This is a genomic window from Blastococcus sp. MG754426, assembly GCF_021699055.1.
GTDB lineage: Bacteria > Actinomycetota > Actinomycetes > Mycobacteriales > Geodermatophilaceae > Blastococcus.
Map to the genome: position 1 here is coordinate 1 of NZ_SSXC01000067.1, position 24,745 is coordinate 24,745.

At 75.2% G+C, this 24,745-nt stretch carries 26 protein-coding genes; 10 read left to right on the forward strand and 16 right to left on the reverse strand.

The genetic code is table 11. The annotated features are described in order from the left end of the window. Positions 1-17: 17 nt before the first annotated feature. From E9549_RS17740 to E9549_RS17760, 5 genes are all read right to left on the reverse strand, one after another. Positions 18-209 (reverse strand): hypothetical protein, encoded by a 192-nt coding sequence (locus E9549_RS17740; RefSeq protein WP_236827919.1) that lies wholly within the window; start codon positions 207-209, stop codon positions 18-20. A 127-nt stretch (positions 210-336) separates the two neighbouring features. Beyond that, entirely contained in the window at positions 337-1,638 is a 1,302-nt protein-coding gene (locus E9549_RS17745) for a citrate synthase (RefSeq protein ID WP_236827920.1), read from the reverse strand. Beyond that, complete coding sequence (locus E9549_RS17750; RefSeq protein WP_236827921.1) at positions 1,635-2,987, reverse strand: glycosyltransferase family 2 protein; 1,353 nt, start codon at positions 2,985-2,987, stop codon at positions 1,635-1,637. Before E9549_RS17750 ends, E9549_RS17745 begins: the two co-directional genes overlap by 4 nt. Further along, on the reverse strand, positions 2,984-4,078 hold the full coding sequence (locus tag E9549_RS17755; RefSeq protein WP_308113155.1) for a DegT/DnrJ/EryC1/StrS family aminotransferase: 1,095 nt from the start codon (positions 4,076-4,078) through the stop codon (positions 2,984-2,986). The genes E9549_RS17750 and E9549_RS17755 overlap by 4 nt, the downstream gene beginning before the upstream one ends. Positions 4,079-4,101: 23 nt before the next feature. Continuing rightward, on the reverse strand, positions 4,102-4,611 hold the full coding sequence (locus E9549_RS17760; RefSeq protein WP_236827923.1) for an FdtA/QdtA family cupin domain-containing protein: 510 nt from the start codon (positions 4,609-4,611) through the stop codon (positions 4,102-4,104). A 52-nt stretch (positions 4,612-4,663) separates the two neighbouring features. On the opposite strand from E9549_RS17760, the gene E9549_RS17765 reads away from it, so the two are divergent. After that, positions 4,664-5,596 carry a GNAT family N-acetyltransferase gene (locus E9549_RS17765; protein ID WP_236827924.1) on the forward strand — a complete coding sequence of 311 codons (933 nt, stop codon included), beginning with the start codon at positions 4,664-4,666 and terminating at the stop codon, positions 5,594-5,596. Positions 5,597-5,602: 6 nt separating this feature from the next. On the opposite strand, the gene E9549_RS17770 is transcribed toward E9549_RS17765, so the two are convergent. The 3 genes from E9549_RS17770 to E9549_RS17780 form a co-directional block, all read right to left on the reverse strand. Further along, positions 5,603-6,298 carry an acetyltransferase gene (locus tag E9549_RS17770; protein WP_236827925.1) on the reverse strand — a complete coding sequence of 232 codons (696 nt, stop codon included), beginning with the start codon at positions 6,296-6,298 and terminating at the stop codon, positions 5,603-5,605. Positions 6,299-6,309: 11 nt separating this feature from the next. Next, positions 6,310-7,281, reverse strand: a complete 972-nt coding sequence (locus tag E9549_RS17775) for a hypothetical protein (RefSeq protein WP_236827926.1) — start codon at positions 7,279-7,281, stop codon at positions 6,310-6,312. A gap of 96 nt (positions 7,282-7,377) precedes the next feature. Beyond that, positions 7,378-8,793, reverse strand: a complete 1,416-nt coding sequence (locus tag E9549_RS17780) for an aspartate ammonia-lyase (protein ID WP_236827927.1) — start codon at positions 8,791-8,793, stop codon at positions 7,378-7,380. Between the two features lie 171 nt (positions 8,794-8,964). Between E9549_RS17780 and E9549_RS17785 the strand changes: the two genes are divergently transcribed. Beyond that, entirely contained in the window at positions 8,965-9,624 is a 660-nt protein-coding gene (locus E9549_RS17785) for a hypothetical protein (protein ID WP_236827928.1), read from the forward strand. A gap of 45 nt (positions 9,625-9,669) precedes the next feature. Continuing rightward, complete coding sequence (locus E9549_RS17790) at positions 9,670-10,353, forward strand: DUF1707 domain-containing protein (protein ID WP_236827929.1); 684 nt, start codon at positions 9,670-9,672, stop codon at positions 10,351-10,353. A 142-nt stretch (positions 10,354-10,495) separates the two neighbouring features. Here the strand turns inward: E9549_RS17790 and glpX are convergent, their stop codons facing one another. After that, complete coding sequence (gene glpX / locus E9549_RS17795; RefSeq protein WP_308113157.1) at positions 10,496-11,542, reverse strand: class II fructose-bisphosphatase; 1,047 nt, start codon at positions 11,540-11,542, stop codon at positions 10,496-10,498. Between the two features lie 100 nt (positions 11,543-11,642). Between glpX and E9549_RS17800 the strand changes: the two genes are divergently transcribed. Beyond that, entirely contained in the window at positions 11,643-12,269 is a 627-nt protein-coding gene (locus E9549_RS17800) for a DUF4245 domain-containing protein (protein ID WP_236827930.1), read from the forward strand. Positions 12,270-12,391: 122 nt separating this feature from the next. Beyond that, the gene (locus E9549_RS17805) at positions 12,392-12,670 is read left to right on the forward strand and encodes a hypothetical protein (RefSeq protein ID WP_236827931.1); all 279 of its coding nucleotides are present in this window, start codon (positions 12,392-12,394) and stop codon (positions 12,668-12,670) included. Between the two features lie 49 nt (positions 12,671-12,719). Here the strand turns inward: E9549_RS17805 and E9549_RS17810 are convergent, their stop codons facing one another. The 3 genes from E9549_RS17810 to E9549_RS17820 form a co-directional block, all read right to left on the reverse strand. Continuing rightward, positions 12,720-12,938, reverse strand: a complete 219-nt coding sequence (locus tag E9549_RS17810; RefSeq protein WP_236827932.1) for an exodeoxyribonuclease VII small subunit — start codon at positions 12,936-12,938, stop codon at positions 12,720-12,722. Next, complete coding sequence (gene xseA, locus E9549_RS17815; RefSeq protein ID WP_236827933.1) at positions 12,935-14,191, reverse strand: exodeoxyribonuclease VII large subunit; 1,257 nt, start codon at positions 14,189-14,191, stop codon at positions 12,935-12,937. The genes E9549_RS17810 and xseA overlap by 4 nt, the downstream gene beginning before the upstream one ends. A 106-nt stretch (positions 14,192-14,297) precedes the next feature. After that, a complete protein-coding gene (locus E9549_RS17820) occupies positions 14,298-15,470 on the reverse strand; it encodes a lipid droplet-associated protein (protein WP_236827934.1) in 1,173 nt (390 codons plus the stop codon). 127 nt (positions 15,471-15,597) lie between these two features. Between E9549_RS17820 and E9549_RS17825 the strand changes: the two genes are divergently transcribed. Then, positions 15,598-16,569: a 4-hydroxy-3-methylbut-2-enyl diphosphate reductase gene (locus tag E9549_RS17825; protein WP_236827935.1), complete on the forward strand. Its 972-nt coding sequence runs from the start codon at positions 15,598-15,600 to the stop codon at positions 16,567-16,569. A gap of 76 nt (positions 16,570-16,645) precedes the next feature. Here E9549_RS17825 and E9549_RS17830 read toward each other — a convergent pair whose 3' ends face one another. From E9549_RS17830 to E9549_RS17845, 4 genes are all read right to left on the reverse strand, one after another. Next, positions 16,646-17,197: a DUF6542 domain-containing protein gene (locus E9549_RS17830; RefSeq protein ID WP_236827936.1), complete on the reverse strand. Its 552-nt coding sequence runs from the start codon at positions 17,195-17,197 to the stop codon at positions 16,646-16,648. A 331-nt stretch (positions 17,198-17,528) separates the two neighbouring features. Further along, positions 17,529-18,623 carry a DNA recombination protein RmuC gene (locus E9549_RS17835; protein ID WP_236827937.1) on the reverse strand — a complete coding sequence of 365 codons (1,095 nt, stop codon included), beginning with the start codon at positions 18,621-18,623 and terminating at the stop codon, positions 17,529-17,531. 31 nt (positions 18,624-18,654) lie between these two features. Further along, the gene (locus E9549_RS17840; RefSeq protein WP_236827938.1) at positions 18,655-19,212 is read right to left on the reverse strand and encodes a methylated-DNA--[protein]-cysteine S-methyltransferase; all 558 of its coding nucleotides are present in this window, start codon (positions 19,210-19,212) and stop codon (positions 18,655-18,657) included. Next, the gene (locus tag E9549_RS17845) at positions 19,212-20,693 is read right to left on the reverse strand and encodes an AlkA N-terminal domain-containing protein (RefSeq protein ID WP_236827939.1); all 1,482 of its coding nucleotides are present in this window, start codon (positions 20,691-20,693) and stop codon (positions 19,212-19,214) included. The genes E9549_RS17840 and E9549_RS17845 overlap by 1 nt, the downstream gene beginning before the upstream one ends. A 142-nt stretch (positions 20,694-20,835) precedes the next feature. Here E9549_RS17845 and E9549_RS17850 point away from each other — a divergent pair, with 142 nt between their 5' ends. The 4 genes from E9549_RS17850 to E9549_RS17865 are packed head-to-tail and all read left to right on the forward strand — an operon-like array spanning position 20,836 to position 24,459. After that, positions 20,836-21,744, forward strand: coding sequence for an ABC transporter ATP-binding protein (locus E9549_RS17850; RefSeq protein WP_236827940.1), 909 nt, complete (start codon positions 20,836-20,838; stop codon positions 21,742-21,744). After that, positions 21,741-22,583 (forward strand): ABC transporter permease, encoded by an 843-nt coding sequence (locus E9549_RS17855; protein WP_236827941.1) that lies wholly within the window; start codon positions 21,741-21,743, stop codon positions 22,581-22,583. The genes E9549_RS17850 and E9549_RS17855 overlap by 4 nt, the downstream gene beginning before the upstream one ends. Beyond that, the gene (locus tag E9549_RS17860; protein WP_236827942.1) at positions 22,580-23,830 is read left to right on the forward strand and encodes a sensor histidine kinase; all 1,251 of its coding nucleotides are present in this window, start codon (positions 22,580-22,582) and stop codon (positions 23,828-23,830) included. Before E9549_RS17855 ends, E9549_RS17860 begins: the two co-directional genes overlap by 4 nt. Continuing rightward, positions 23,827-24,459: a response regulator transcription factor gene (locus E9549_RS17865; RefSeq protein WP_236827943.1), complete on the forward strand. Its 633-nt coding sequence runs from the start codon at positions 23,827-23,829 to the stop codon at positions 24,457-24,459. The genes E9549_RS17860 and E9549_RS17865 overlap by 4 nt, the downstream gene beginning before the upstream one ends. The last annotated feature ends 286 nt before the right edge of the window (positions 24,460-24,745 follow it).

Here is a 24,745-nt window from a genome sequence, read left to right on the forward strand (position 1 = left end):
GGGGCCGGGTGGCCGGCTCAGGGCGCCCACCAGGCGCCGTGCCGGTGCTCCAGGGGGATCCGCAGCTCGCCGCCGTCCTCCGTGGAGACGACGAGCTCCACCTTCGCGATGCGGACGGGCGCACCCTCGCCCTCGGGTTCCAGGAGCCGGCCGGTGGCCAGGGGCATGGGCGGCAGGACGAGGAGGTCCTCGTCGGGGAGCTCGGCCATGCGCGGTCCTCTCGAGATGGTGGCTCGCCCACCGTAGGGAACCCGGCCGGGGACGCAACGGGCCGGGTGACCCCGCAGGGTCACCCGGCCCGGTGGCGCCCCGCCGCGAGGTGGACGGGGTCCGCGCTCAGCGCGCGTCGGCGGGGACGTAGTCCCGTGCGGTCTCGCCGGTGTAAATCTGCCGGGGGCGGCCGATCTTCGTGGACGGGTCGGCGATCATCTCGCGCCACTGCGCGATCCAGCCGGGCAGCCGGCCGAGGGCGAACAGCACGGTGAACATCCGCGTCGGGAAGCCCATCGCCTGGTAGATCAGCCCGGTGTAGAAGTCCACGTTCGGGTAGAGCTTTCGCTGGATGAAGAACTCGTCGTTGAGCGCGATCTCCTCGAGCTGGCGGGCGAGGTCGAGCAGCTCGTTGTTGCCGCCCAGCTTGTCGAGCACGGTGTCCGCCGTCGACTTCACGATGGCGGCGCGGGGGTCGTAGTTCTTGTAGACCCGGTGCCCGAAGCCCATGAGCTTGACGCCCGGCTCCCGGTTCTTCACCCGCTCGACGAAGCGGGGGATGTCTCCGCCGTCGGCCCGGATCGCCTCGAGCATCTCCAGCACCGACTGGTTGGCGCCGCCGTGCAGCGGGCCGAACAGCGCGTTGATGCCGGCGGACACCGACGCGAACAGGTTGGCGTGCGAGGAGCCGACCAGCCGCACCGTGGAGGTGGAGCAGTTCTGCTCGTGGTCGGCGTGCAGGACGAAGAGCATGTCCAGCGCCTTGGCGAGGTCCGGGTCGACGTCGTAGGGCTCGGCGGGGAAGCCGAAGGTCATCCGCAGGAAGTTCTCGACCAGGCCCAGCGAGTTGTCCGGGTAGAGGAACGGCTGGCCGACCGACTTCTTGTACGCGTAGGCCGCGATCGTGGGCAGCTTCGCGATGAGGCGGAGCGTGGAGATCTCCACCTGCTCCTCGTCGAAGGGGTCCAGCGAGTCCTGGTAGAAGGTCGACAGCGCGCTCACCGCCGAGGAGAGCACCGGCATGGGGTGCGCGTCCCGCGGGAAGCCGTTGAAGAACTGCTTGAGGTCCTCGTGCAGGAGCGTGTGCCGCCGGATCCGCTGGTCGAACGCGCCCAGCTGGTCGGCGGTCGGCAGCTCGCCGTAGATCAGCAGGTAGGTGACCTCGAGGAAGCTGGACTTCTCGGCCAGCTGCTCGATCGGGTACCCGCGGTAGCGCAGGATCCCGGCGTCACCGTCGATGTAGGTGATCGCCGAGGTGCACGACGCGGTGTTGACGAAGCCGATGTCCAGCGCGACCTTGCCGGTCGTGGCCAGCAGCTTGCTCGTGTCGATGCCGTCGGCACCCTCGGTCCCGGGCTTGACGGGCAGGGGCAGTTCTCCACCGGGGTAGCGGAGGGATACGTCCGGGGCGCTCTCGGTCTCGGTCATCGGGGAGTCACGCTACTGGTTCCGGCGCGATCGGTGCACGCGGACCGCAGCGTCCACACCGCGTCCGCCCGGCCACCGTGCCAGGTCGCCCCGCGCTCGGCGACGGCCAGCCAGGCCTCGCGGACGAGCCCCGCGGGCTCGTCCGTGGGGACCAGCTCCACGTCGACGTCGGCCCCGTCGGCCAGGGCCACCTCGACCAGCGGGGCGGCTGCCTCAAGCTCGGGCGGGGTGACGGCGAGCAGGAAGCGTTCGGCGGCTCCGGCGGAGCGCACCTCGCGGAACCCGTCCAGCACCGCCCGCACCTCACCCGGCTCCGGAGCGGCCAGCCGCGCGAGCGCGACGGGGAACGGCGCGGCCCACACGTCGAGCTCCTGGCGGAAGCGGTCCAGCAGCGGAGCGGTGTGCGCGCGTTCGGTGAGCGGTCGCGGGTCCCCCTCAGTCGGCGGGAGGTTCAGCTCCACCAGGCGCGCCGTCGCCAGGAACGCGGCCTCCAGCATCGCCCGGGCCTCGGGGCCACCGCCGAGCTCGCCGGCACGCGCGACGGCCATGGCCAGGGCCGTCACGTTGGCGCGACGCTGCTTCTGGGGGTCACCCAGGAAACCCGCGCGGACTCCCCAGTCGATGAGCCGGGGCCAGTCGCCCAGCCCCCTGGCGAGGATGCGGGGGTCCTGGGAGCTCTGCGTCGAGTGCAACCGGAACCGGCTGAGCGTGCTCGGGGTGTAGAAAGCCGACCCTCGCGCGAGCAGCCGGAGCCAGAGCGCCAGGTCGCCGAGCACGGTGAGCCGGCGGCCGTCCACCTGCCAGAGATCGGCGGGGTCGACGTCCTCCCGCCGGAAGAGCACGGTGGTCAGCTCCCCGATCACGTTGTTGCAGTTCTCCAGCACCGCATCGCCCAGTTCGCGGCCGTCGATCCGGCCGGGCCGGTCGACCAGCGGCTCGAACTGGCCACCGGGCAGGGGGCGGCCGTCATCCCCGATCAGCACCCGCCGGGAGAAGGCCATGGTGGCACCGGGCGTGGACTGCATGCCGCGCACCAGCTCCCGCACGCAGTTGGAGGCCAGCACGTCGTCGTGGAGGAGGAACTTGACGTACTCGCCGCGCGCCAGCTCGAGCAGCCGCCTGGGGTTGCCGAACCCGCCGAGGTTGGTGTCGTGGCGGATCACGCGGACCCGGGGGTCGCCGGCGGCGAACTCGGCCAGGATGGCGGCGGTCCGGTCGGTGGAGGCGTCGTCGCCGACGAGCACCTCGATCTCCCGGTAGCTCTGCTCCAGGGCCGAGCGCAGCGCCGGCCGGAGGAAGCGCTCGCCGTTGTAGGTGGGGACCAGGATGCTGACGAGCGGATCGCTCATGGCCGGAAGCTCTCGATCGCGTCGATCACGGTGTCTTGCTGCTCCTCTGTCAGGTGGGGACCCAGGGGGAGGCTGAGCACCTCGCGGGCCAGGACGTCGGCCGCCGGCAGGTGCGCCGCGGCCAGGCGGGTGCCCGCGAACGCGGGCTGGCGGTGCGGGGGCACCGGGTAGTGCACGAGGGTGTCCACGCCCCGGGTGGCGAGGTGGTCGCGCAACGCGTCCCGGTGGGGCGTGCGGACCACGTACAGGTGCCACACCGCGGTGGCCCAGGGGACGGTGGCGGGAAGGACCAGGCCGGAGCCCGTGAGGCGCTCGGTGTAGCGGCGGGCGAGCTCGTCGCGGCGGGCGTTGTGCGCCGGCAGGTGGTGCAGCTTCACCGACAGCAGCGCGGCCTGCAGCTCGTCCAGGCGGCTGTTCCAGCCCACCTCGGTGTGCACGTACTTCTCCGTGGACCCGTAGCTGCGCAGCGAACGCAGCCGGTCGGCGACGGCGGGGTCGGAGGTGGTGACGGCGCCGCCGTCGCCCAGGGCACCGAGGTTCTTGCCGGGGTAGAAGCTCCACGCGGTGGCCGAGGTCAGCCCGCCGACCGGTCGGCCGCGGTAGGTGGAGCCGTGCGCCTGCGCGGCGTCGTCGAGCACGGCCAGGCCGTGCCGGGCGGCCAGCTCCAGCAGCGGGTGGAGGTCCACCGGGTGCCCGTACAGGTGCACCGGGAGGAGGGCGCGGGTGCGTGCGGTGACCGCGGCATCGACGGCGTCGGCCTCCCACGCGCCGGTGACCGGGGAGACGTCCACCGGGACCGGGATCGCGCCCACGTGCAGCACGGCCAGCCAGGTGGCGACGAAGGTGTGCGAGGGGACGAGCACCTCGTCCCCCGGGCCGACGTCCAGGGCGCGCAACCCGAGGGCGAGGGCGTCCAGGCCGTTGCCCACGCCGACGGCGTGCCCGGCGCCGGTCGCGCGGGCCCACTGCTGCTCGAAGGCGGCGAGCTCGGGCCCCAGCAGCACCCGGTCGCTGTCCAGCACGCGCAGCGCGGCCTCGGCGAGTTCCTCGCGCAGCTCGGCGTGCAGGGCGCGGAGATCCAGGAACGGCACGCGCCGCCCAGTGGCGGTGGCCGTCACCGGGCGGCGCCGTCGGCAGCGCGCCGGGCGGCGAGGAAGTCGGCGTAGTCCCGGTAGTAGTCGTCCTCGCTGTAGGGCAGCGACGCGAGCACGAGGCAGACGCTGCCCGTGGAGAAGTTGCCCAGTTCCCGCCAGGTGAGCCGGGGGAGCAGCAGGCCGTAGTACGAGCGGTTGAGGTGGAAGCGAGAGGTCTCGGTGCCGTCGTCGACGATGACGTCGAAGCTGCCGGCCGCGGCGATGATCAGCTGCTGGAGGTTCTCGTGGGCGTGGCCGCCCCGCGACTCCCCGCCGGGCACGTCGTAGAGGTAGTAGACGCGGGCGACCTCGAAGGGGATCTGCGACCCGCCCTCGATGAAGGTGAGGTTGCCCCGCGGGTCGGTGACGCGCGGGAGGTCGATGATCCGGCAGCCGGCACCGGAGCCCTCCGGGCGCAGGTTCCAGTCGGTCACCCGGCGACCGGGGGTCAGCGAGCGGCGGTCGGTGTGAGCTCCCAGGTGCGTCGTCACGGATCCCTCATCGGCAGAGGGGAGGATCGGCGGTACGGACGAGGACGGGAGCGTGTCGGTGGAGGAGCAGGTGCACGGTGGTGGGTTGCTCTTCGGCGACCCGCGGTTCCACGACCTGAACGGCGTCCCGGAGGAGCGCCGCTGGTGTCACGAGCACCGGGTCGACGGGCGCCTCGTCGGGGTTCTCCCCGGCGTGGTCGCCGACGGCGTGCTGCTCTCCGGTCACAGCGCCCCGTTCGGTGGGCCCGACCTCGCCCGTCCCGACCCGACCGTGGGGGACGTCGTCGGCTTCGTGGACGGCGTGCTGGCACGGGCCCGTGCCGAGGGCCTCGAAGCCGTGCGCATCCGGTGCCGGCCCCCCGAGTACTCACCCGCGGAGCCGCTGCTGGAGTACGCGCTGCTGCAGGCAGGGTTCACGGTCGAGCACTGCGACCTCAACCAGGTGGTCGACCTCGCGCCGCTGGGCCCCGGCGGCGACCCTTCGACGCTGCTCGGGAAGAAGCGGGCGCGGGACGTGCGCGCGGACCTGGCGCTGCCCTACGAGCTGGTGGACGTGGCCGACGACGAGGGCATCGCGCTGTGCCACGGCATCCTGGCGGCGAACCGGGCGGCTCACGGGCGCCCGGCGGGTCTGCCGGCGGAGTACCTGGCGCGGGCCCGCGCGGCCTTCCCCGACCGGGTCCGGCTGCACCTGCTGAGGTACGCGGAACGGCCGGTCGCGGCCGCGGTGGTCTACCGGGTGCTGGACGACGTCGACCTGCTGGTCGCGTGGGGTGACGACGGCGGGCACGGCCTGCAGCGCTCCCCGATGAACCTGCTGGCGCACCTGCTGGTCGAGCGTTCGCTGCGCACCGGGGCGCGGCTGCTGGACCTGGGCCCCTCGAGCGAGAAGGACGGCAGCCCCAACTTCGGGCTGGCCCACTTCAAGCGCAGCGTCGGCGCCCGGCCCGGAACGCGGAAGGTGCTGCTGGCGACGCTGCCTTGACCGCCGTCAACGAAGCTCGGCGGGCACCTTGAACGAATCGAAGGGATCCCCGCCGGTGGGCTTGGCCGGGCTGCCGACGTAGACGCCCCGCGGCGGCAGGTCCTTCACGACCACCGCACCGGCACCGACGACGCTGTCGGCGCCGATGGTCACGTTGTCGCCCACCGAGGTGTTGACCCCGACGAAGGACGAGGAGCCGATCCGGCAGAAGCCCGAGACGACGACGTGCGAGGAGACGAACACGTGGTCCTCGATGACCGTCCGGTGGCCGATGTGGTTGCCGCTCCAGAGGACGACGTTGTCGCCGACCGAGACGTGGTGCTGCAGCACGTTGTTCTCGAAGACGAACGCGTTCTCGCCGATCGTGACGTTGCGCCACACGAACGCGTGCGGGCTGACGAACGAGGCGCAGGTGTAGCCCTGGGACTTGACCTCGTGGAAGAGGCGGGCGCGCAGCCGGTTGAGCCAGGTCGAGGAGAGCGCGACGAAGGCGTCGACCCGGGCCGGCGGGTGGCTGCCCGCCAGGTCTTCGAGCGCCACGTAGGGCACGCCGTCGGGTCCTTCGCCACCCTCGGGCAGGAACCGGCGCTCGACGGCGAAGGCGACGACTTCCCGGTCGGAGTCCACGGTGAAGTACTCGTAGGCGATCTCGGCGGTCTCGCCGGCGCCGACGATGACGAGGGGCTTGGCGCGGTCGGTCACGGGTCCTCCGGTCAGGGGATGAGCGGCAAGGCCCGGCGGAGGACGGCGACGCCGAACCCGTCCCGGCCGTAGCCGTTGCCGTTGTAGAGCAGGAACGTGCCCGCGCCGGTGGTGACAACGGCCGGGTAGGCGACCATCTCGGAGTCCCAGCCCGCGGGGGCGACGTCGAGACCGAGCAGGCCGTCGTGCCGCCGCCAGGTGACGCCGTCGGCCGAGTCGGCGAAGGTGAGGCGGTAGGTGGTCTCCTCGGTGCCGGCGCCGAAGAACATCCGCCAGCCCTGCTCGTGGGGGACCACGAACGGCCGGCCGACCCGGTGTTCCTGCGGGGAGCCCAGGGGCACGGCGACGTCACCGGCGTCGGGGAAGTCCAGCCCGTCGGGGGAGCTCATCTGCCGGATGTCGTAGACCGGCAGCAGCTTGGTGCGGCCCTGGCGGAACTCGTGGCCGGCCCCGTACCAGCAGCGCCAGCTGCCGTCGTCGAGCCGGGCCACCGAGTGCACGACGCGGAACAGCCGCTCGTCCGGACTGGTGCGGAGCAGCGGCTGGTCCCGGAGCCGCGTGAAGGACGCGGTGTCGGTCGCCGGCGCCGTGGCCACGCCGGAGAACACCCGGAACCGCTCCTGCGCGGAGCCCGGCGGCTGGTAGCCCGCGTAGTAGAGCCGCACGGTGCCGTCGACCACGGTCACGGCGCACGGGACGACGCCGGCGGCGTCGAAGGTGCCGGGGGTGCCCGCGGTCAGGGCCGGGGTGCGCGCCTCACCGAGCACGCGGGTGGGGTCGTCGGCGTCGAGGTCGACCCACCAGACGCTGCTGGCGCCAGCGGCATCGCGGCAACCGGTGAAGACCCGGATGCGGTCTCCCAGCAGCAGGGGCGTGGGCTGCAGCGCGCCGGTGCGCCGGCTCTCCGCGGGCGCTGTCCAGACCAACCCGAGCTTGTCCCACTGCATCGGCAGGGTGGTGTCGTCCTCGGGGCCGGTCGGCACCGGGGGAACCTACACCGGCCGTCGCGCTCTCCCCGGACCACCGCCGGGGCGTGTCCCGGGCGGGCCGGCGGGTCGCCGACCCGCCCGGGAGCCGGTTCAGGGGTGCGTCATCGAGAGGACGTCGAGCGCCTCGTCGAGCTGCTGCTCGGTGAGCTTGCCCTGCTCGACGTACCCGCGCTCCACCACGACCTGGCGGATGGTCTTCTGCTCGGCCAGCGACTGCTTGGCGACCTTGGCCGCCTCCTCGTAGCCGATGTACTTGTTCAGCGGCGTGACGATCGACGGCGAGGACTCCGCGTAGGTGCGGCACTGCTCGACGTTGGCGACGATCCCGTCCACGCAGCGGTCGGCCAGCAGCCGGCTGACGTTGGCCAGCAGCCGGATGGACTCCAGCACGTTGCGGGCCATGAGGGGCAGCGTCACGTTGAGCTCGAAGACGCCGGTGGTGCCGGCGTAGGTGACGGCGGCGTCGTTGCCGATGACCTGGGCGCCCACCTGGATGACCGCCTCGGGGATCACCGGGTTGACCTTGCCCGGCATGATCGAGCTGCCCGGCTGCAGGTCCGGCAGCTGGATCTCGCCGAGGCCCGTGCGCGGGCCCGAGCCCATCCACCGCAGGTCGTTGGCGATCTTGACCAGGCCGACGGCGATGGTCTTCAGCTGGCCGGAGCCCTCGACCAGGGCGTCGCGGGAGCTCTGCGCCTCGAAGTGGTCGCGGGCCTCGGTCAGCGGCAGTTCGAGCTCGGCGGCGAGCTTCTCGATGATCGCGGCCGCGAACCCGGGCGGGGTGTTGATGCCGGTGCCGACGGCGGTGCCGCCCAGGGGTAGCTCGCCGATGCGGGGGAGGGACGCCTCGAGCCGCTCCACGCCGTACCGGACGGCCGCGGCGTACCCGCCGAACTCCTGGCCCAGGGTGACCGGGGTGGCGTCCATGAGGTGGGTGCGGCCGCTCTTCACGACCTCTGCGAACTCCTCGGCCTTGCGGGTGAGCGAGGCCTCCAGGTGGCGCAGCGCCGGGATCAGCGTGACGACGATCGCGCGGGTCGCCGCGATGTGGATCGCCGAGGGGAAGACGTCGTTGGACGACTGCGAGGCGTTGACGTGGTCGTTCGGGTGCACCGGCGCGCCGAGGGACTCGGTGGCCAGCGTGGCGATGACCTCGTTGGTGTTCATGTTGCTGGACGTGCCCGAGCCGGTCTGGAAGACGTCGATCGGGAAGTGGTCGTCCCAGTCACCCCGGGCCACCGTGCCGGCCGCGGCGGCGATCGCGTCGGCGATGCCGCGGTCGAGGACGCCGAGGTCGGCGTTGACCGTGGCCGCCGCGCCCTTGATCGCGGCCAGGGCGCCGATCAGCTCCCGCTCGATGGGCGTGCCGGAGATGGGGAAGTTCTCGACGGCGCGCTGGGTCTGCGCGCGCCACTTGGCCCAGGAGGGGACACGGACCTCCCCCATGGAGTCGTGCTCGATGCGGAAGTCCCCGCCGTCCTGCGCTGCGCCGTTCTGCTGGGCCACGCTGTGCTCCCGGTGGTGTGGATGGTGACAGTGCTCCGCACGGGACCCTAGACACCCGTGGGGGAGGCCGCCGGTCCCGCCCTCGCCCGCGGCCGCCGAGGAGGTGCGTGCACGCCGGAGCGTGCGCGCGAGCCACGGTGCCGAGCCGGCCCGAGCCCCGAGGAGGGCCCCATGTCCCAGCCGCCGCTGCCCCCGGAGACCGGCCCGTCGTCGGCGCCGCCGCAGGGTGGTCCGGGCTGGCCGGCGCCCACCCCGGGCTGGCCGGCGCCGGGCGGGCAGCCGGTGCCCGACTGGGCCGCGGGGGCCACGTGGCAGCCCGCCGCGCCGGCGGTGCCCGCGCCGGCGGCCGCCGGGTCCGCGCGCCGCGGCCGCTGGGTGCTCGCCGGCGCCGCCCTGGGCGGGCTGGTGGTCGGCACCGCGGCGACGGCGCTGCTGCTGGGCGTCGTCGTCGCCGGTGGCGCCGAGGACGTCGGCCGCGCCGTGGCGGCCGAGCTGGGGCCTGCGTTGACCGAGGGCATCCGCGACGGGATGGTCGAGGGCAGCCAGGCGCAGATGGAGGACGCCATGGACGCCTACGGCGAGGAGGCCGGCGGCTGGTACGGCGGGGTCCCGGGCGGGGCGGTGGAGCAGTTCCCGCCGGTGGCGCCCGCGGACCTCGGGCCCGACGAGACCCTCGACGCCTACGCGGACAGCTGCTTCGGTGGTGAGCTGCAGGCCTGCGACGACCTGATGTACGAGTCGCCGCCGCTGTCGGCGTACGAGGAGTACGCCAGCACCTGCGGGGGCCGGGTCAAGGCCTACACGGTCATGGCCTGCACCGAGCTGGGGTGAGCGCCGGGACCTGAGCGGGGCCCTCCTCGGCTAGCCTCCGGGTGCGTGAGCTCTCCCGAGGACCTCCCTCCGCCGCCGGCCGTGCGCGTCTCCGACGCCGAGCGGGAGGCGGTGGTGGCGCAGCTGCAGAGGGCCGTCGGCGAGGGGCGGATCGACCTCGACGAGTTCGGGCAGCGGGCCGCGGCCGCCTACGAGGCGGTCACCCGCGCAGAGCTCGACGCGCTGGTGGCCGACCTGCCGCCGGACGCCCTGCCGCCCGTGCAGATCGTGGGCCAGCGCGCGGCCGAGGAGGTGACGAGCGTCTTCGGCGACATCACGCTGGCGGTCGCCACCACGCCGCCGCGGCGGGTCGGCACGGTGTTCGGCGACGTCCGCATCGACCTGCGCGGGCTCCGCACCGACGCCGACCGGGTCGACCTGACGGTGAGCACCGTCTTCGGCGACATCGACGTCATCCTCGCCGAGGGCGTGGACGGTGAGCTGCACGGGCGGACGGTCTTCGGCGACCGGAAGCTGGAGCTGGCCCCGGTGCCGCGGCTGGCGGGCACGCCGCTGGTCGTCGTCCACGCGCGCGCCGTCTTCGGCGACCTGCGGCTGCGCAGCCTCGCCCCCGGTGAGTCGCCCAGCCGCTGGCGGGCGCTGATGGACCGGCTCGCCCAGAACCGCCAGCCGCCCCCGCAGCCACCGGCGCCGGGTGCTCCGCCGCCGCTCCCGCCGCCGCGGTTCTGACCGGCACCGCCCCGAACCGGACGGGTCCTGTCACGCCGAGTGGGGCCCGGAGGGTCCCGCGCAGGCGCGACGCAGCGGCTCATCGCGACCGGGGGACGGCACCCGGCGGCGGGGCGATCCCGAGGACCGCAGTGTCATGGCGTCAGGAATCGAAGGGGACCGCGGAGTAGGCGCGCAGCTTCTCCAGCGAGTGCAGGCTGTCGATCGAGCGGATGGTGCCCGACCGGGAGCGCATGACCAGCGACTGGGTCGTGCAGCCGCCCGCGCTGTAGCGCACGCCGCGCAGCAGTTCGCCGTCGGTGATGCCGGTCGCCACGAAGAAGACGTCGCCGCGCACCAGGTCGTCGATGTGCAGCACCCGGTCCAGGTCGTGGCCGGCGTCGATCGCCTTCTGCCGCTCGTCGTCGTCCTTGGGCCACAGCCGGCCCTGCAGCGCCCCGCCCATGCACTTGAGCGCGCAGGCGGTGATGATCCCCTCCGGCGTGCCGCCGATGCCGAGCAGCAGGTCGACCCCGGTGCCCTCGCGCGCGGCGGCGATCGCGCCCGCCACGTCGCCGTCGGTGATGAACTTGATCCGCGCCCCGGCCTCGCGGACCTCCTGCACCAGCTGCTCGTGGCGGGGCCGGTCGAGGATGCAGACGGTGACGTCGCCGACCGAGCTCTTCTTCGCCCTGGCGATGCGGCGGATGTTCTCAGCGACCGGTGCGGTGATGTCGACGGCGTCGGCCGCCGCCGGGCCGGTCGCCAGCTTCTCCATGTAGAAGACGGCGGACGGGTCGTACATCGCGCCCCGCTCGGCGACGGCCATGACGGCGATGGCGTTGGGCATGCCCTTGGCCATCAGCGTGGTGCCGTCGATCGGGTCGACCGCGACGTCGCACTCCGGGCCGTTGCCGTCGCCCACCTGCTCGCCGTTGTAGAGCATGGGCGCCTCGTCCTTCTCGCCCTCGCCGATGACCACGACGCCCTTCATGCTCACCGTGCCGATGAGCGCGCGCATGGCGTCGACCGCCGCGCCGTCGCCACCGTTCTTGTCACCGCGGCCCACCCAGCGCCCGGCGGCCATCGCGGCGGCCTCGGTGACCCGGACCAGCTCCAGGGCCAGGTTGCGGTCGGGGGCCGGACGGCCGGCGCTGAACGGGTGCCCGGCCGTGGTGGGCAGCGGACCGTCGGGAAGGGGCAGCGACACGGGACCTCCGGCAGTTGGACCCCGGCCCCCCACCCGGGAACGCTCGGGACGGGACCATGGGCGAACGAGGTGGGGCGAGCTCGCCTGCGATCCTAGGGGCATGACCGGATCCGGCCCGTCGAGCCAGCACCCCCCGCGCACCGAGGACCCAGCCGGGCCCGGGGCCGAGGTGCTGCCGCCCCCGGTCTCCGCCGTCGAGCGCGCCAACCGGCTGAGCGCGGCGAACATGCTCCGCTCGCTGCTGCCGCTGGTCGTGATCTGCCTGCTGATCGTGTGGTGGCAGGCCTTCCGCAGCAACCCTGACGACCCGGTCATCGAGGTGGACCCGACGAGCACGTTGCGGCTCGCCGAGGCGCGCGCGGTCTACCCGCTGCTGATCCCCGCGCTGGGCGAGGACTACCGCCCCACCAGCGTGCGCACCGACGCCGGCACCGCCCCCGAGGGGTCGCCGGTCACGGTGCAGCTCGGCTACGTCACGCCGGCGGGCGACTACGCCGGATACGTGGTGACCGACGACGCCGACGCCGAGGCCCTCGACGTGCTCGCCGGCGCCGCGGAGGAGGGCGTGGTCGAGATCGACGGGGAGGAGTGGACCGAGTCGACGACGCAGCGCGGGGAGACCGCCCTCACCCGGGTCGCCGACGGCGTCACCGTGGTCGTCACCGGCTCGGCCGGGGACGGCGAGCTGCGCGAGGTGGCGGGGGCGGTGGAGCCCTTCACGGGCTGAGCCGCTGCGCTGTCGCGCAGGTCACGACATGGGAACACCCGGTGCGTCCGGGCGGCCGCGGCCGGTCCGCAGGGCAGTCTGGGGTGACGCCCGTGGAACCCACCGCAGCGAGGAGAACCCGGATGCCTGCACGCGAGGACTGCCCCGGCAGCGACCACCGGCCGCCGGTCGACGGCGGCGCGTGCGACTGCGGGATGGTGACCCGGATCCCGGTGGGCGCCCCGGCCGCCGGTCCGGTGGACGTGCGGACGGTGCTGGCCCGCTGCCTCGACGAGGCGGCCGGCGGCGTGGAGGCCTCGTCGGCGCCCGCGGTGGAGCAGCGGGTGGACCGGCTGCTCGCGGCCCTGGCCGACGCCGGCTTCGCGGTCACCCCGGAACCCGGTCTCAGCCGCCCGGCCTGAGGCCCCGGCACCGGTCGCCCCGCCGGACCACCCTGGACGGGCCGGTGGCTCAGCCCTCCTCGGCGGGCGCGGCGGCCGCCAGGCGCTCGCGGGCCCGGTCCAGCCAGTGTTGGCACACCCCGGCCAGCTCCTCGCCGCGCTCCCAGAGGGTCAGCGACTCCTCCAGCGTGAGACCCCCGGCCTCGAGCCGCCGGACGACGTCGGCCAGCTCCTCCCGGGCCTGCTCGTAGGTCGTCGTCGGCTCGGGGGTGCGCTCGTCGGCGCTCATGCGGGGTCCTCCTGGAGGGTGGTGGCGACGGGGTCGGGGGCCGCGGTGCGGTCGACGCGGACGGGCAGCCGGCCGCCGGCGACCCGCACGCGCAGGAGTTCGCCGTCGGCGACCTCGGCGGGGTCGCGCACCAGCGCGCCGTCGGCCCGCTGCACGACGGCGTAGCCGCGTTCCAGCGTCGCGGCGGGGGAGAGCGCCGCCACCCGCGCGCGGGCGTGCTCGAGGTCGCGCTCGGCGCCCTCGACGCGGTGGGTGAGCGTCCGGCGGGCGCGGGTGCGCAGCCCGAGGACGTCGTCCTCCCGGCCGTGCAGCAGCCGGTCGGGGGAGGCGAGCACCGGGCGGGTGCGGACCGACTCCAGCCAGCGCTCCTGCTGCTCGAGCCGGGTGGCGACCAGGTGCCGGGCGCGGGCGCGCAGCCCGTCGACCAGCCGCCGCTGCTCGCCGATCTCGGGGACGATCCGGTGCGCCGCGTCGGTGGGGGTGGCGGCCCGGACGTCGGCGGCGTGGTCGACGAGCGTCGTGTCGGTCTCGTGGCCGACGGCGGTGACCACCGGGGTGCGGCAACCGGCGATCGCGCGGACCAGCCCCTCGTCGGAGAAGGGCAGCAGGTCCTCCACCGAGCCGCCGCCGCGGGCGACGACGATGACCTCCACCGCGGGATCGGCGTCCAGCTTCCGCAGCCCCTCGATCACGTTGCCCGCCGCCTGCGGCCCCTGCACGACGCAGTGGTGCACCGCGAAGCGCACCGCGGGCCAGCGCCGGCGCGCGGTCACGAGCACGTCCCGCTCGGCGGCGCTGTCCCGGCCGGTGATCAGCCCGACGACCCCGGGGGCGAAGGGCAGCGGCCGCTTCCGGGCGGTGTCGAAGAGGCCCTCCGCGGCGAGCAGCCGGCGGATCCGCTCGATGCGGGCCAGCAGCTCCCCGAGCCCGACGGCGCGGATCTCGGTGGCCCGCAGCGAGAAGGACCCGCGGGCGACGTAGTAGTCGGGCCGGGCCCGCACGACCACGCGGGTACCCTCGGTCAGCTCGAGGCCGGGGCGCTCGGCGACGTCGCGGTGGCAGGTGACCGGGACCGACAGGTCGGCCGCCGGGTCGCGCAGGGTCATGAACACGGTGGCCGCCCCGCCGCGCCGGGACAGCTGCGCGACCTGCCCCTCGACCCAGACCTCGCCCAGCCGGCCGATCCAGTCGGCCACCTTGCGGGCCACGGTGCGGACCGGCCACGGCGACTCGGGGGACGACGGCGCGGTCATGCCCCGAGGGTGTCAGATGCCGCCGACACCGCCCCGGCGCCCCCGACGGCCCCTCTGCAGGGGCCCGCGCCGGGCTCGCGAGGCGTGGGGGCAGAGGGGCCCTTGCTCAGGTTCCGCGCGGGGCGAGCGGGCTGGACTCGACCGCCTGCTCCTCCAGCTTCTCCAGCCGGTTGCGCAGCATCCGCAGGTACGGGTCGCGCGCCCGGGTGGCCTCCTCGTAGGCCAGCAGGTCGGACACCGTCGCGAGCTGGTAGCCGCGGAGCCGGCCGCGCAGCTGGGCGATGGAGAAGCTGTCGTAGCCGTCGACGGGGGCGGCGCCGGCGGCCTGCGCGCCGGAGACCTCGCTGCCGCCCTGCGGGTCGTCGGTCGGCGCGTCGGAGGTCTCGCCGACGGCGTCCACGGCCGCCCCCTCGGCGATCGCGGCGTCGGTCTCGCCGGTGTCGGGGCCACCCTCGTCGGTGCGCACGCCGGTGGCCGCGGCGACCGGGCTGCCGCCCTCGTCGACGGCGACGTCGGCGCCGGCACCCTCGACGGCGGCGATGCCCTCGTCGGTGATCGCGGCCTCGACGGTCGCCACCTCGCCGTCGGGGGTCAGCACGTCGACGCTCTCGCCGCCGTCGGGCTGCTCGGCCGCGGCCGCCGGTGCCGGCTCGGACTCCAGCAGCGCTCGCTCCAGGGCGCCGGCGTCCTCGGTGACCACCGCGTCGTCCGCGGTCGTCGTCCCCTCGTCCGCCCGGTCGAGCGGGTCGGTCTCGGCCACCTCGGGGACGACCTCGTCGATCGCGAGCTCCTCGAGCACCGCCTCGGTGCCCGGCGCGTCCACGGGCTCGTCGGCCAGCACCTCCTGGGCGCGGTCGGCCCCGTCGGCGAGATCCGCGGCGTCGTCGGCCAGGTCCTCCACCAGGTCGCGGCTCAGGTCGTCGACCGCGGCCACAACCGCATCGGCGGCGGGGTCGTCGGGGAGGTCGGCCACCTCCTGGTCGCTCATGCCGCCGGCGCGGTCGAACGCGGAGCCGCGGAAGCCCGTGGCCGGCTCGTCGTCGTCGTCGAACGTGGCCAGCCCCGGTTCGGCCTCGCCGCGCAGCCCGACGAGCAGCTCGTCGCCGCGGGCGACCAGCCCGGCGTAGGCCTGCTGCACCTTCATCGCGTGCTGCATGGCCGCGCCGATGGCGCGGACCGGCAGGCCGGGCAGGGTCTCGGGCAGCTTGCGCGCCTCGTCGAGCACGGTGGCCGCCAGACCGGCAGCGGCGCGGACAACCTCGGGGATCTCACGGGCCATGCCGCACAGCGTGCCCCACAACTCGCGGGCCGACACGCGATGTGGGCAGATCCACCCGGGAGGTGGCGTGTCCGGTCCCACCTCGGCGTACGGGTCCCCGTCCGCGGACGCACCTACAGTGGTGGGCATGGCTGATCAGCGCGGACGTGTCCTGCTGGCCGATCCCCGGGGCTACTGCGCCGGCGTCGACCGGGCGGTGGTGGCCGTCGAGCGGGCGCTCGAGATCCACGGTGCCCCGGTGTACGTCCGCAAGCAGATCGTCCACAACAAGCACGTCGTCGCCACGCTGGAGCGGCGCGGGGCGATCTTCGTGGACGAGACCGACGAGGTGCCCGAGGGCTCGGTCGTCGTGTTCAGCGCCCACGGGGTCAGCCCGGCGGTGCACGAGGAGGCGGCCGCCCGGCAGCTGCGCACCATCGACGCCACCTGCCCGCTGGTCACGAAGGTGCACCAGGAGGCCAAGCGGTTCGCCCGGGACGACTACGACATCCTGCTGATCGGTCACCGCGGGCACGAGGAGGTCGAGGGCACCTCCGGTGAGGCGCCGGCGCACATCCAGCTCGTGGACGGCCCCGAGGACGTCGCCAACGTGCAGGTGCGCGACCCCGAGAAGGTCGTGTGGCTGTCGCAGACGACGCTGTCGGTGGACGAGACGCTGGCGACGGTCGACCAGCTGAAGACCCGGTTCCCGGGCCTGCAGTCGCCGCCGAGCGACGACATCTGCTACGCCACCCAGAACCGCCAGCAGGCCGTCAAGCAGATGGCCGCCGAGTGCGATCTGGTCCTCGTGGTCGGCTCGACGAACTCGTCGAACTCGGTGCGGCTGGTGGAGGTGGCGCTGGAGGCCGGTGCCCGCGCCGGGCATCTGGTCGACTACGCGTCGGAGATCGACGAGGCCTGGCTGGAGGGCGTCGGCACGGTCGGGGTCACCAGCGGCGCCTCGGTGCCGGAGATCCTCGTCAGCGAGGTGCTGGACTGGCTCGCCGCCCGCGGCTACCCCGACGTCGAGACGGTGAAGGCCGCCGAGGAGCGCCTGGTCTTCGCGCTGCCCCACGAGCTGCGCCGCGCGGAGAAGGCGAAGCGGAGCGCCGGCGACTGACCCCCGCACGCCCCGTACGACGAAGCCCCGGCCCGCGCAGCTGCGCGGACCGGGGCTTCGTCGTGGACGGGGTGTCTCAGCGCCGGGTGACCAGCCGGACGACGGCGAGCACGACCGCGATGCCGGTCGCCACGGCCATGGTCGGGAACCCGCGCACCAGCAGGGTGGCCATCGTCGGCAGGTTGAGCGACGCCGACGGCGCCAGGGCGATGTTGACGACGGCGACGAGCGTGAACACCAGCGGCGGCGCGACGACGACGGTCAGCAGGTCGCGGCGCCGCACCAGCAGGGTGGCCGCCGAGGTGCCGAGCGCCAGGGCCACCAGCGTGATCGTGCCGAGGCCGATGCCGAGGAAGGAGTCGACGGCGCCGCCGGCGAGGGTCAGCAGGAAGACGCCGAGGACGGCGAGCGAGCCGCGCAGCCGGCTGCCCTGCGCCGCCGCCGGCGCGGCGGTGCGCGACCGGGCGCGCTCCGGCGCGGGGCGGCCGGCGGTCGGCCGCGGCGGGCCGGGCTCGCGCCGGCGGGGCGCGGACGGCTCGGGCCGGTCGTAGCGGTCGTCGGTGTGGTCCCGCTCGGCGGCGCGCTCGCGCTCCGCGGCGCGCAGGCGCTCTCCGGCGCGACCGGGCACCGGGGGGCGTCCGGTCCGCGCGGGGCGCGCCGGACGACCGGGCCGCTCGCTGCCGACCGGTGGACGAGGGGTGCGGGCGGGGTACGGCCGCTCGGGGCGTCCGCCGCCCTGCCATGCGCCCGCCGTGCTCGCCGTGGCCATGGCGCACCTCCGTCCCGCTCCGCTGGACGACCCGGCTGGCCGACCGACGGGGGCCACGGTAGCGACCCGAGCTGGCACTTCGTGGGAGGACGCCGTCGCGTCGCAGGCAACCGGTGGTGACCCAGCAACGCAGCGTGGTGGCTGTGACGCGCGGGGTGGACGAGTCCGTCCGGCCGGGCATGCCCGGGCGTCAGCCGGAGGTGCCGTCGCGCTCTTCCGCTGGGGCCGGAGCAGCTGCCGGTGCGAGGTGCCCGAGGTCCCCGGAGGGGCGCAGCGCGCGGATCGTCGCCTCGACCGGATCGGGCTCCGGCACGGGCGACTCGGCGACCCCGAGGTCGTCGAACCGCCGCGCGGCGGTCAGCACCGAGCGCTCGTAGGAGCCCACCGTCTCGTTGTACCGGGTCAGCGTGGTGGAGAGGGCCGACCCCAGGCGGGTCAGGTGCCCGGACAGCGTGCTGAGCCGGGCGTGCAGGCGCCGGCCCACCTCGAGCACCTGGTCGGCGTCGCGGGCCAGCCGCTCCTGCCGCCACGAGTAGGCCACCGTGCGCAGCAGCGCCAGCAGGGTGCTCGGCGTCGCCAGCACGACGTCCCGCGCGAAGCCGTACTCCAGCAGCCCGGGCTCCGCCTCCAGCGCCGTCGTCAGGAAGCCGTCGGAGGGCACGAAGAGGACGGTGAACGGAGCGGCCGGACGGAACGCGGTGGGGTACCGGCGGGCGGACAGCTGGTCGACGTGGGTGCGCAGCTGCCGGGCGTGCGCGGCGACCCGCTGGGCGCGGACGTCACGGTCCTCGGCCTGCACCGCCTCGATGTAGCCGGTGAAGGGCACCTTCGCGTCGACCACCACCTGCCGGCCGTCGGCGAGGGTGACCACGAGGTCGGGGCGGACGCCGGCGCCCTCGTCGTTGGTGCCGGCGGGCTGCTCGACGAAGTCGCAGTGCTCCAGCAGGCCGGCGACCTCGACCACGCGTCGCAGCTGCACCTCGCCCCAGCGCCCGCGCACGTGCGGCGTGCGGAGTGCGGTGACCAGTGCGGCCGTCTCGTGCTTCAGCTGCGCCGAGGCCTGGCCGACGCTGCCCATCTGCTCCCGGAGCTCCCCGTGCGCGGTGGCGCGGGCCCGCTCCATGCCGGCCAGCAGCCGGTGCAGGTGGTCCAGTGACTCGTGCACCGGTTCCAGCCCCGCCTCCTCCGGACGGCGCCGGGCGAGCAGCGTGACGACGCCCAGCGCGATGGCGGCACCGAGCAGCGCGCCGAGGAGGAGCCCGAGGAAGAGGGAAGCGGCGTCCATGGGCCAGACCCTGCCGGAGGGGTCCGACGATTCAGCGCACGGCCCCGCGAACCCGGGAGCCGACGGCCGCGCCGGCGTGCGCCGCCTCGTGGTCGAGCAGCCAGCGCTTGACCGGCGTCCCCCAGCGGAACCCGCCCAGGCCGCCGCCCGATCCCAGCACCCGGTGGCAGGGCACGAAGAGGGCCGCCGCGTTGCGGGCGCAGGCGTTGGCCGCCGCGCGCACCGCAGCCGGCCGGCCGCAGCGTGCGGCGAAGGCCGCGTAGGTATCCGGCCGCCCGGCCGGCACGGTGCGCAGCACGTCCCAGGCCTCCTGCAGGAAGGGGCCGGAACGCTGCCGGACGGTGACGCCGTCGATCGCGCCCACCCGGCCGGCGTGGAACTCCTCGACCGCGTCGAGCACCGCCAGCCGGGGGGAGGCCTCGCTGTGCTCGGGGCGCAGGGCGGGGTGCACGACGGCGAGGAGGTCGGCGACGTCGGCGGTCCACCCGCTGGCGAGGACGACGTCCCGGCCGTCGGGGTCGGTCCCGACGACGACGGTGAACGGGCCGGGCGGGGTGGCGACGGTGGCGTGGCGGGCGGATGCGGTCATCAGGCGCTCCTCGGGAGGCTGGACGTGCGGGTGAACAACGACGGCGCGGCGAGCGCCCACAGGTGCAGCACGGCGTAGGACCGCCACGGGCGCCAGCGGGTGGCGGCCTCGGCGTCGGAGCTGCCGAGCGAGGCCAGCGACCGGCGCAGCGCCAGGTCGCCGGGGAGCCAGACGTCGGGGTCGCCCATGCCGCGCAGCGCGACGAGCGCCGCCGTCCAGGGGCCGATGCCCGGTACGGCGAGCAGCGCGCGCCCGGCCTCCTCCCGGTCGGCACCCGGGTCCAGGGCGATGGCGCCCCGGTCCAGCGCCCCGGCGAGGGCGGCCACCGTGCGGCGGCGCACCCCGGTGAGCCCCACCGCGGTGAGGTCGGCGTCGGCGAGCGCGGCGGGGCGGGGGAACGCGTGGGTGAGGGAGCCGACCGGTTCGGCCAGCGGCGTGCCGGCGGCCAGCAGCCGCGCGGTGAGCGTGCGGGCACCCGCTATCGACACCTGCTGCCCCAGCACGGCCCGGACGGCGAGTTCGGCCGCGTCGGGCGAGGCCGGCACCCGGCGCCCGGGGGCGGCGGCGACGAGCGGGGCGAGCGCGGGGTCGGCAGCGAGGGCGCCGTCGACCGCGGCCGGATCGGCGTCCAGGTCGAGCAGCCGGCGGCACCGGGTGACCGCGGCACCGAGGTCGCGCAGCTCGGTCAGCCGCAGCTGCGCGGTGACCCCGGGCCCCCCGTCGGCCGACGGCGAGAGCCGCACCACCGCCGGCCCGTGCGGCAGGTCGAGCACGCGGGAGAACGTGGTGCCGTCCCACTCCTCGAGGCCGGGGACGGCGTGCGCGCCCAGGAACAGCAGCACCTCCTCGGCGGCGTAGGGCGCCCGCGCGGCGAGCCGCAGCGTCAGCCAGCCGGGCTGCCCGGCCGGGGCGGACCGGCGGGCGCGGCGCAGCTCGGTCGGCGTGGTGGCGAACACCTCGCGCACCGTGTCGTTGAACTGCCGCACGCTGGCGAAGCCGGCCGCGAAGGCGATGTCGGTGACCGGCAGGCCGGTGGTCTCCAGCAGCACCCGGGCGGTCTGCGCGCGCCGGGCGCGGGCCAGCGCGAGCGCCCCGACGCCGAGCTCGCCGACCAGCAGCCGGTGCAGCTGCCGCTCGGAGTACCCGAGGTGGGCGGCCAGCCCCGGCACCCCGGACCGCTCGACCTCGCCGTCGGCGATCAGCCGCATGGCCCGGGCGACGACGTCGGCCCGCACGTCCCACTCGGGGGACCCGGGGACGGCGTCGGGGCGGCAGCGGCGGCAGGCGCGGTAGCCGGCGCCCTGCGCGGCGGCCGCCGTCGAGAAGAAGGAGACGTTCCGGGCCAGCGGCGTCCGGGCCGGGCAGGAGGGACGGCAGTAGATGCCGGTGGTGCGCACCGCGGTGACGAACCAGCCGTCGAAGCGCGCGTCCCGGCCGGCGACGGCGCGGTAGCAGCGTTCGTGGTCCAGCAGCTCGCTCACGACGCCGAGCATGCCAGCGCGGAGCCACCGGCTCCGGCGGTTTTCGGACACGGCCGTGGCGCCCGGGGTCCACCGGTCGGTGGACGGCGGCCCAGCAGGTCGGTCGTCCCGCGCGCCGGCCGCCCGCCGCGATGCTCCTGGCATGACGACGACAGGACCGGCGCCGCTCCTCCGGGGGACGGCGACCGACGGGGCACCGGCCGTGCGCGTGCGCGGGCTGGTCAAGCGCTACGGCGGCAGGGCCGTCGTGGACGACGTGGACCTCGACGTCCGGCGCGGCGAGGTCTTCGCGCTGCTCGGGCCCAACGGGGCGGGGAAGACCACGACGGTCGAGATCCTCGCCGGTCTGCGCCGCCGCGACGCCGGCCACGTCGCGGTGCTGGGGGAGGATCCCGCCACCGGCGACCGCCGCTGGCGCGACCGCGTCGGCGTGGTCGGGCAGACCACCGGCGCCGGTGACGCGCTCACCGTCCGGGAGACCGTGGACCACTACGCGCGCTACCACGCCCAGCCGCAGGGCAGCGACGAGCTGCTGGGGGCGGTCGGGCTCGAGGCCGCGGCGCGCACCCGCGTCGACGCGCTGTCGGGCGGGCAGCGCCGCCGGCTCGAGGTGGCGCTCGGCGTCCAGGGGCGGCCCGAGCTGCTCTTCCTCGACGAGCCGACCACCGGCCTGGACCCCGCGGCGCGCCGGCAGTTCTGGACGCTGGTGGAGGGGTTGCGGGAGGCCGGCACCACCGTCCTCCTCACCACCCACTACCTCGACGAGGCCGCGCAGCTGGCCGACCGCGTGGGCGTGATCGCCGCCGGACGCCTCGTCGAGGTCGCCCCACCCGATGCGCTCGGTGCCGCGCTGCGGCGCGAGGCGACCGTGCGCTGGACCGAGGACGGCGCACCGCGCTCGGTCGTCACGCCCGAACCGTCCGCCGTCCTGCGTGACCTGCTGGCCGCGACCCCCTCCGGCGAGATCCCCGACCTGTCCGTCACCCGCCCGCACCTGGAGGACGTCTACCTCCGGCTCGTCGGCGGCACCTCCGAGGGAGACCCCCGATGACCACCGCGACGACGCACCCGGCCGCGCCCGGTACCCGACCCGCGCCGCCGGGTGCGGCGACCATCGGCCGGGCCCGCATCGGCCTGGAGCTCCGGCTCTTCGCCCGTGACTCCGGGCAGGTCGTCTTCTCGTTCGCCTACCCGGTCGTGATGCTGCTGATCTTCGCGTCGGTGTTCGGCGACCAGGAGGTGTCGCCCGGGGTCGGCTTCGACCGGTACTTCCTGGCCGGCATTGCGGCCACCGGCATCATGCTGACCAGCTTCCAGGCGGTGGGCATCGCCATCGCCGAGGAGCGGGACCGCGGCGACCTCGGGCGGCTGCAGGTGCTCGGCACCCCGCCGGCCGCCTACGCGATCGGCAAGGCCGGCCAGGTGCTCGTGACCACCGTCGTCCAGCTGGCGGTGCTGCTCACGGTGGCCGCGCTGGTGTACGACATCCCGCTGCCCACCGACGCCGGCCGGTGGCTCACCTTCGCCTGGATCACCCTGCTCGGCGCGCTCGCCGGCACGGTTCTCGGCATCGCGGTGTCGGCGTTCGTCGGCAGCGCGCGGTCGGCGGGCACCGGCATCCCCGCGATCGCGGTCGTGCTGCAGTTCGTCTCGGGCGTCTTCTTCGTCTACTCGGAGCTCCCCGAGGTGATGCGGCAGGTGGCGGCGCTGTTCCCGCTGAAGTGGATGACCCAGGGGATGCGGTCGGTGTTCCTCCCCGATGCGGCGGCCGCCGCCGAGCCCGCTGGCAGCTGGGAGCACCCGATGACTGCCGCGGTGCTGGCCGCATGGGTGATCATCGGCGTCGTGGTGGTGGTCCGGACCTTCCGCTGGCGCAGGAGCGGCGGATGATGCTGCGCGACCGGCTGGCTGCCGCCTTCCTCCCCGAGCCGGTGGAGGAGGGCGGCGGCGAGCCGCTGACCGAGCGCGGCTGGCAGGCCACGCTGGCCGGCCTGCACGTCGTCGCCGTCGCCGTCTGGGTGCTGGCCGTCGTGACCGCGGTCGGGCTGCAGGACGGCGAGGGCCGGCCGGTCGCCGCGCTCACCGTCCTCGGCGTCCTCGCCGCGGCCTACGCCCTCTTCGGTGCCCGGGCGATCGGCGGCGGGCGGCCGGTGCACGCGGTCGTCTACCTGAGCGTGCTCGTCGCGTCGTTCGCCGCGCTCGGCTTCACCGCGCCCGTGCTGTTCTTCATGCTCTTCCTCGCCTACCCGCAGGTGTGGTTCGTCGTCCAGGGGACGGCGACCGGCATCGCCTGGACCGTGCTGCTCGCCGTGTCCAGCGCCGTCGGACCGGTGCTGCGGGCGGGGTCGGGTGACGAGGCGCGCGACGTGCTGCTCTCGACCGGGGTGAGCATGGTCTTCAGCCTGGCGCTGGGGCTGTGGGTCAGCCGGGTGCTGTACCAGAGCGCGCGGCGCGCCGACCTCATCGAGCAGCTGGAGCGCACCCGCGCCGAGCTGGCCGCCGCCGAACGGGAGCGCGGTGTGCTGGCCGAGCGCGAGCGGCTGGCCCGCGAGGTGCACGACACCCTCGCGCAGGGCTACACGAGCATCGTCGTCCTGGCGCAGACCGCCGCGGCGCAGCTGCCGGAAGGGGCCGACGCCGCCCGTGACCGGCTGGGCGTCATCGAGGAGGTGGCGCGGGACAACCTCCAGGAGGCGCGGGCGGTGGTCGCCGCCTTCGCGCCGGTGGCGCTGGAGGGCTCCACCCTGGTCGAGGCCCTGGCCCGGCTGGCCGAGCGGTTCGGCCGGGAGACCGGGCTGGCGGTGCGGGTGGACACCTCCGCGCTGGACGGCGGGGTGGCGCTGCGCCGCGACGAGGAGGTCGTCCTCCTGCGCGGCGCGCAGGAAGCGCTGACCAACGTGCGCCGGCACGCCGGTGCCCGCAGCGTGGCGATCCGGCTGTCGGCGGTGGGGGAGGGGGACGCTCGCCGGGTGTCGGTGCACGTGGAGGACGACGGCGTGGGCTTCGACCCCGTCCGCGCGGAAGGGGCCGGGCTGGACGGGTTGCGCGACCGGGTCGCGTCGGTCGGCGGAGAGGTGGACGTCGCCTCGTCGCCCGGCGCCGGCACGCGGGTGACCGTCCGGGTGCCGGGGTCGTGATCCGCGTCGTGGTGGTGGACGACCACCCCGTCGTCCGCGGCGGGCTGGTCGGGTGGCTGGATGCGCAGGACGACCTGGCGGTGGTCGGCGAGGCGGGCGACGGCCTCGAGGCGCTGGCGGTGGTGGCGGGGACGGCGCCCGACGTCGTCCTCATGGACCTGCGCATGCCGCGGATGGACGGCGCGACCGCGACGGAGCGGCTGGCCGCGTCGCACCCGGGCGTCCGCGTGCTCGTGCTGACCACCTACGACACCGACGCCGACATCGTGCGGGCGGTCGAGGCAGGGGCGACCGGCTACCTGCTCAAGGACGTCCCGCTGCCGCAGCTCGCCGACGCCGTCCGAGCGGCGGCGCGCGGGGAGACCGTGCTGGCGCCGCCGGTCGCCGCCCGGCTCGTGTCGCGGCTGCGAGCCCCGGCGGCCGAGGCGCCCACCGCCCGGGAGCTCGAGGTCCTGCGAGGGGTGGCGCGCGGGCTGACCAATGCCGAGATCGGCCGGGAGCTGTTCATCGGCGAGGCGACGGTGAAGACCCACCTGCTGCGGGTGTTCGCGAAGCTCGGGGTGGACGACCGGACGCGGGCGGTGCTGGTCGCCGTCGAGCGCGGCCTGCTGCCGCCGCCCGGTCGCTGACGTGGGTCGGTCGCTGTCGAGCGCGCCGGCTGCCGACCCGGAGTCGGCGGGGCCGTCAAGGGCTCTGCGCCATCTGTGGACAGGGCTTTGACCTGGGCTTTCGGGTCGCGGGTGTCGGCGTCCGGCGGTAGCATGCGTACATGTGTTCGACAGGTTCGTCCGATCCGGTGGCCCGGTTGGGTGCCGTGCTGGACGACCTGGCCGGTGAGGAGCTGGCCGGCCGGTTCGGGTCGCAGCTGATCGAGCAGCTGGGGGCGTTGCTCACCGCGTCGAACCGGCTGGCCGC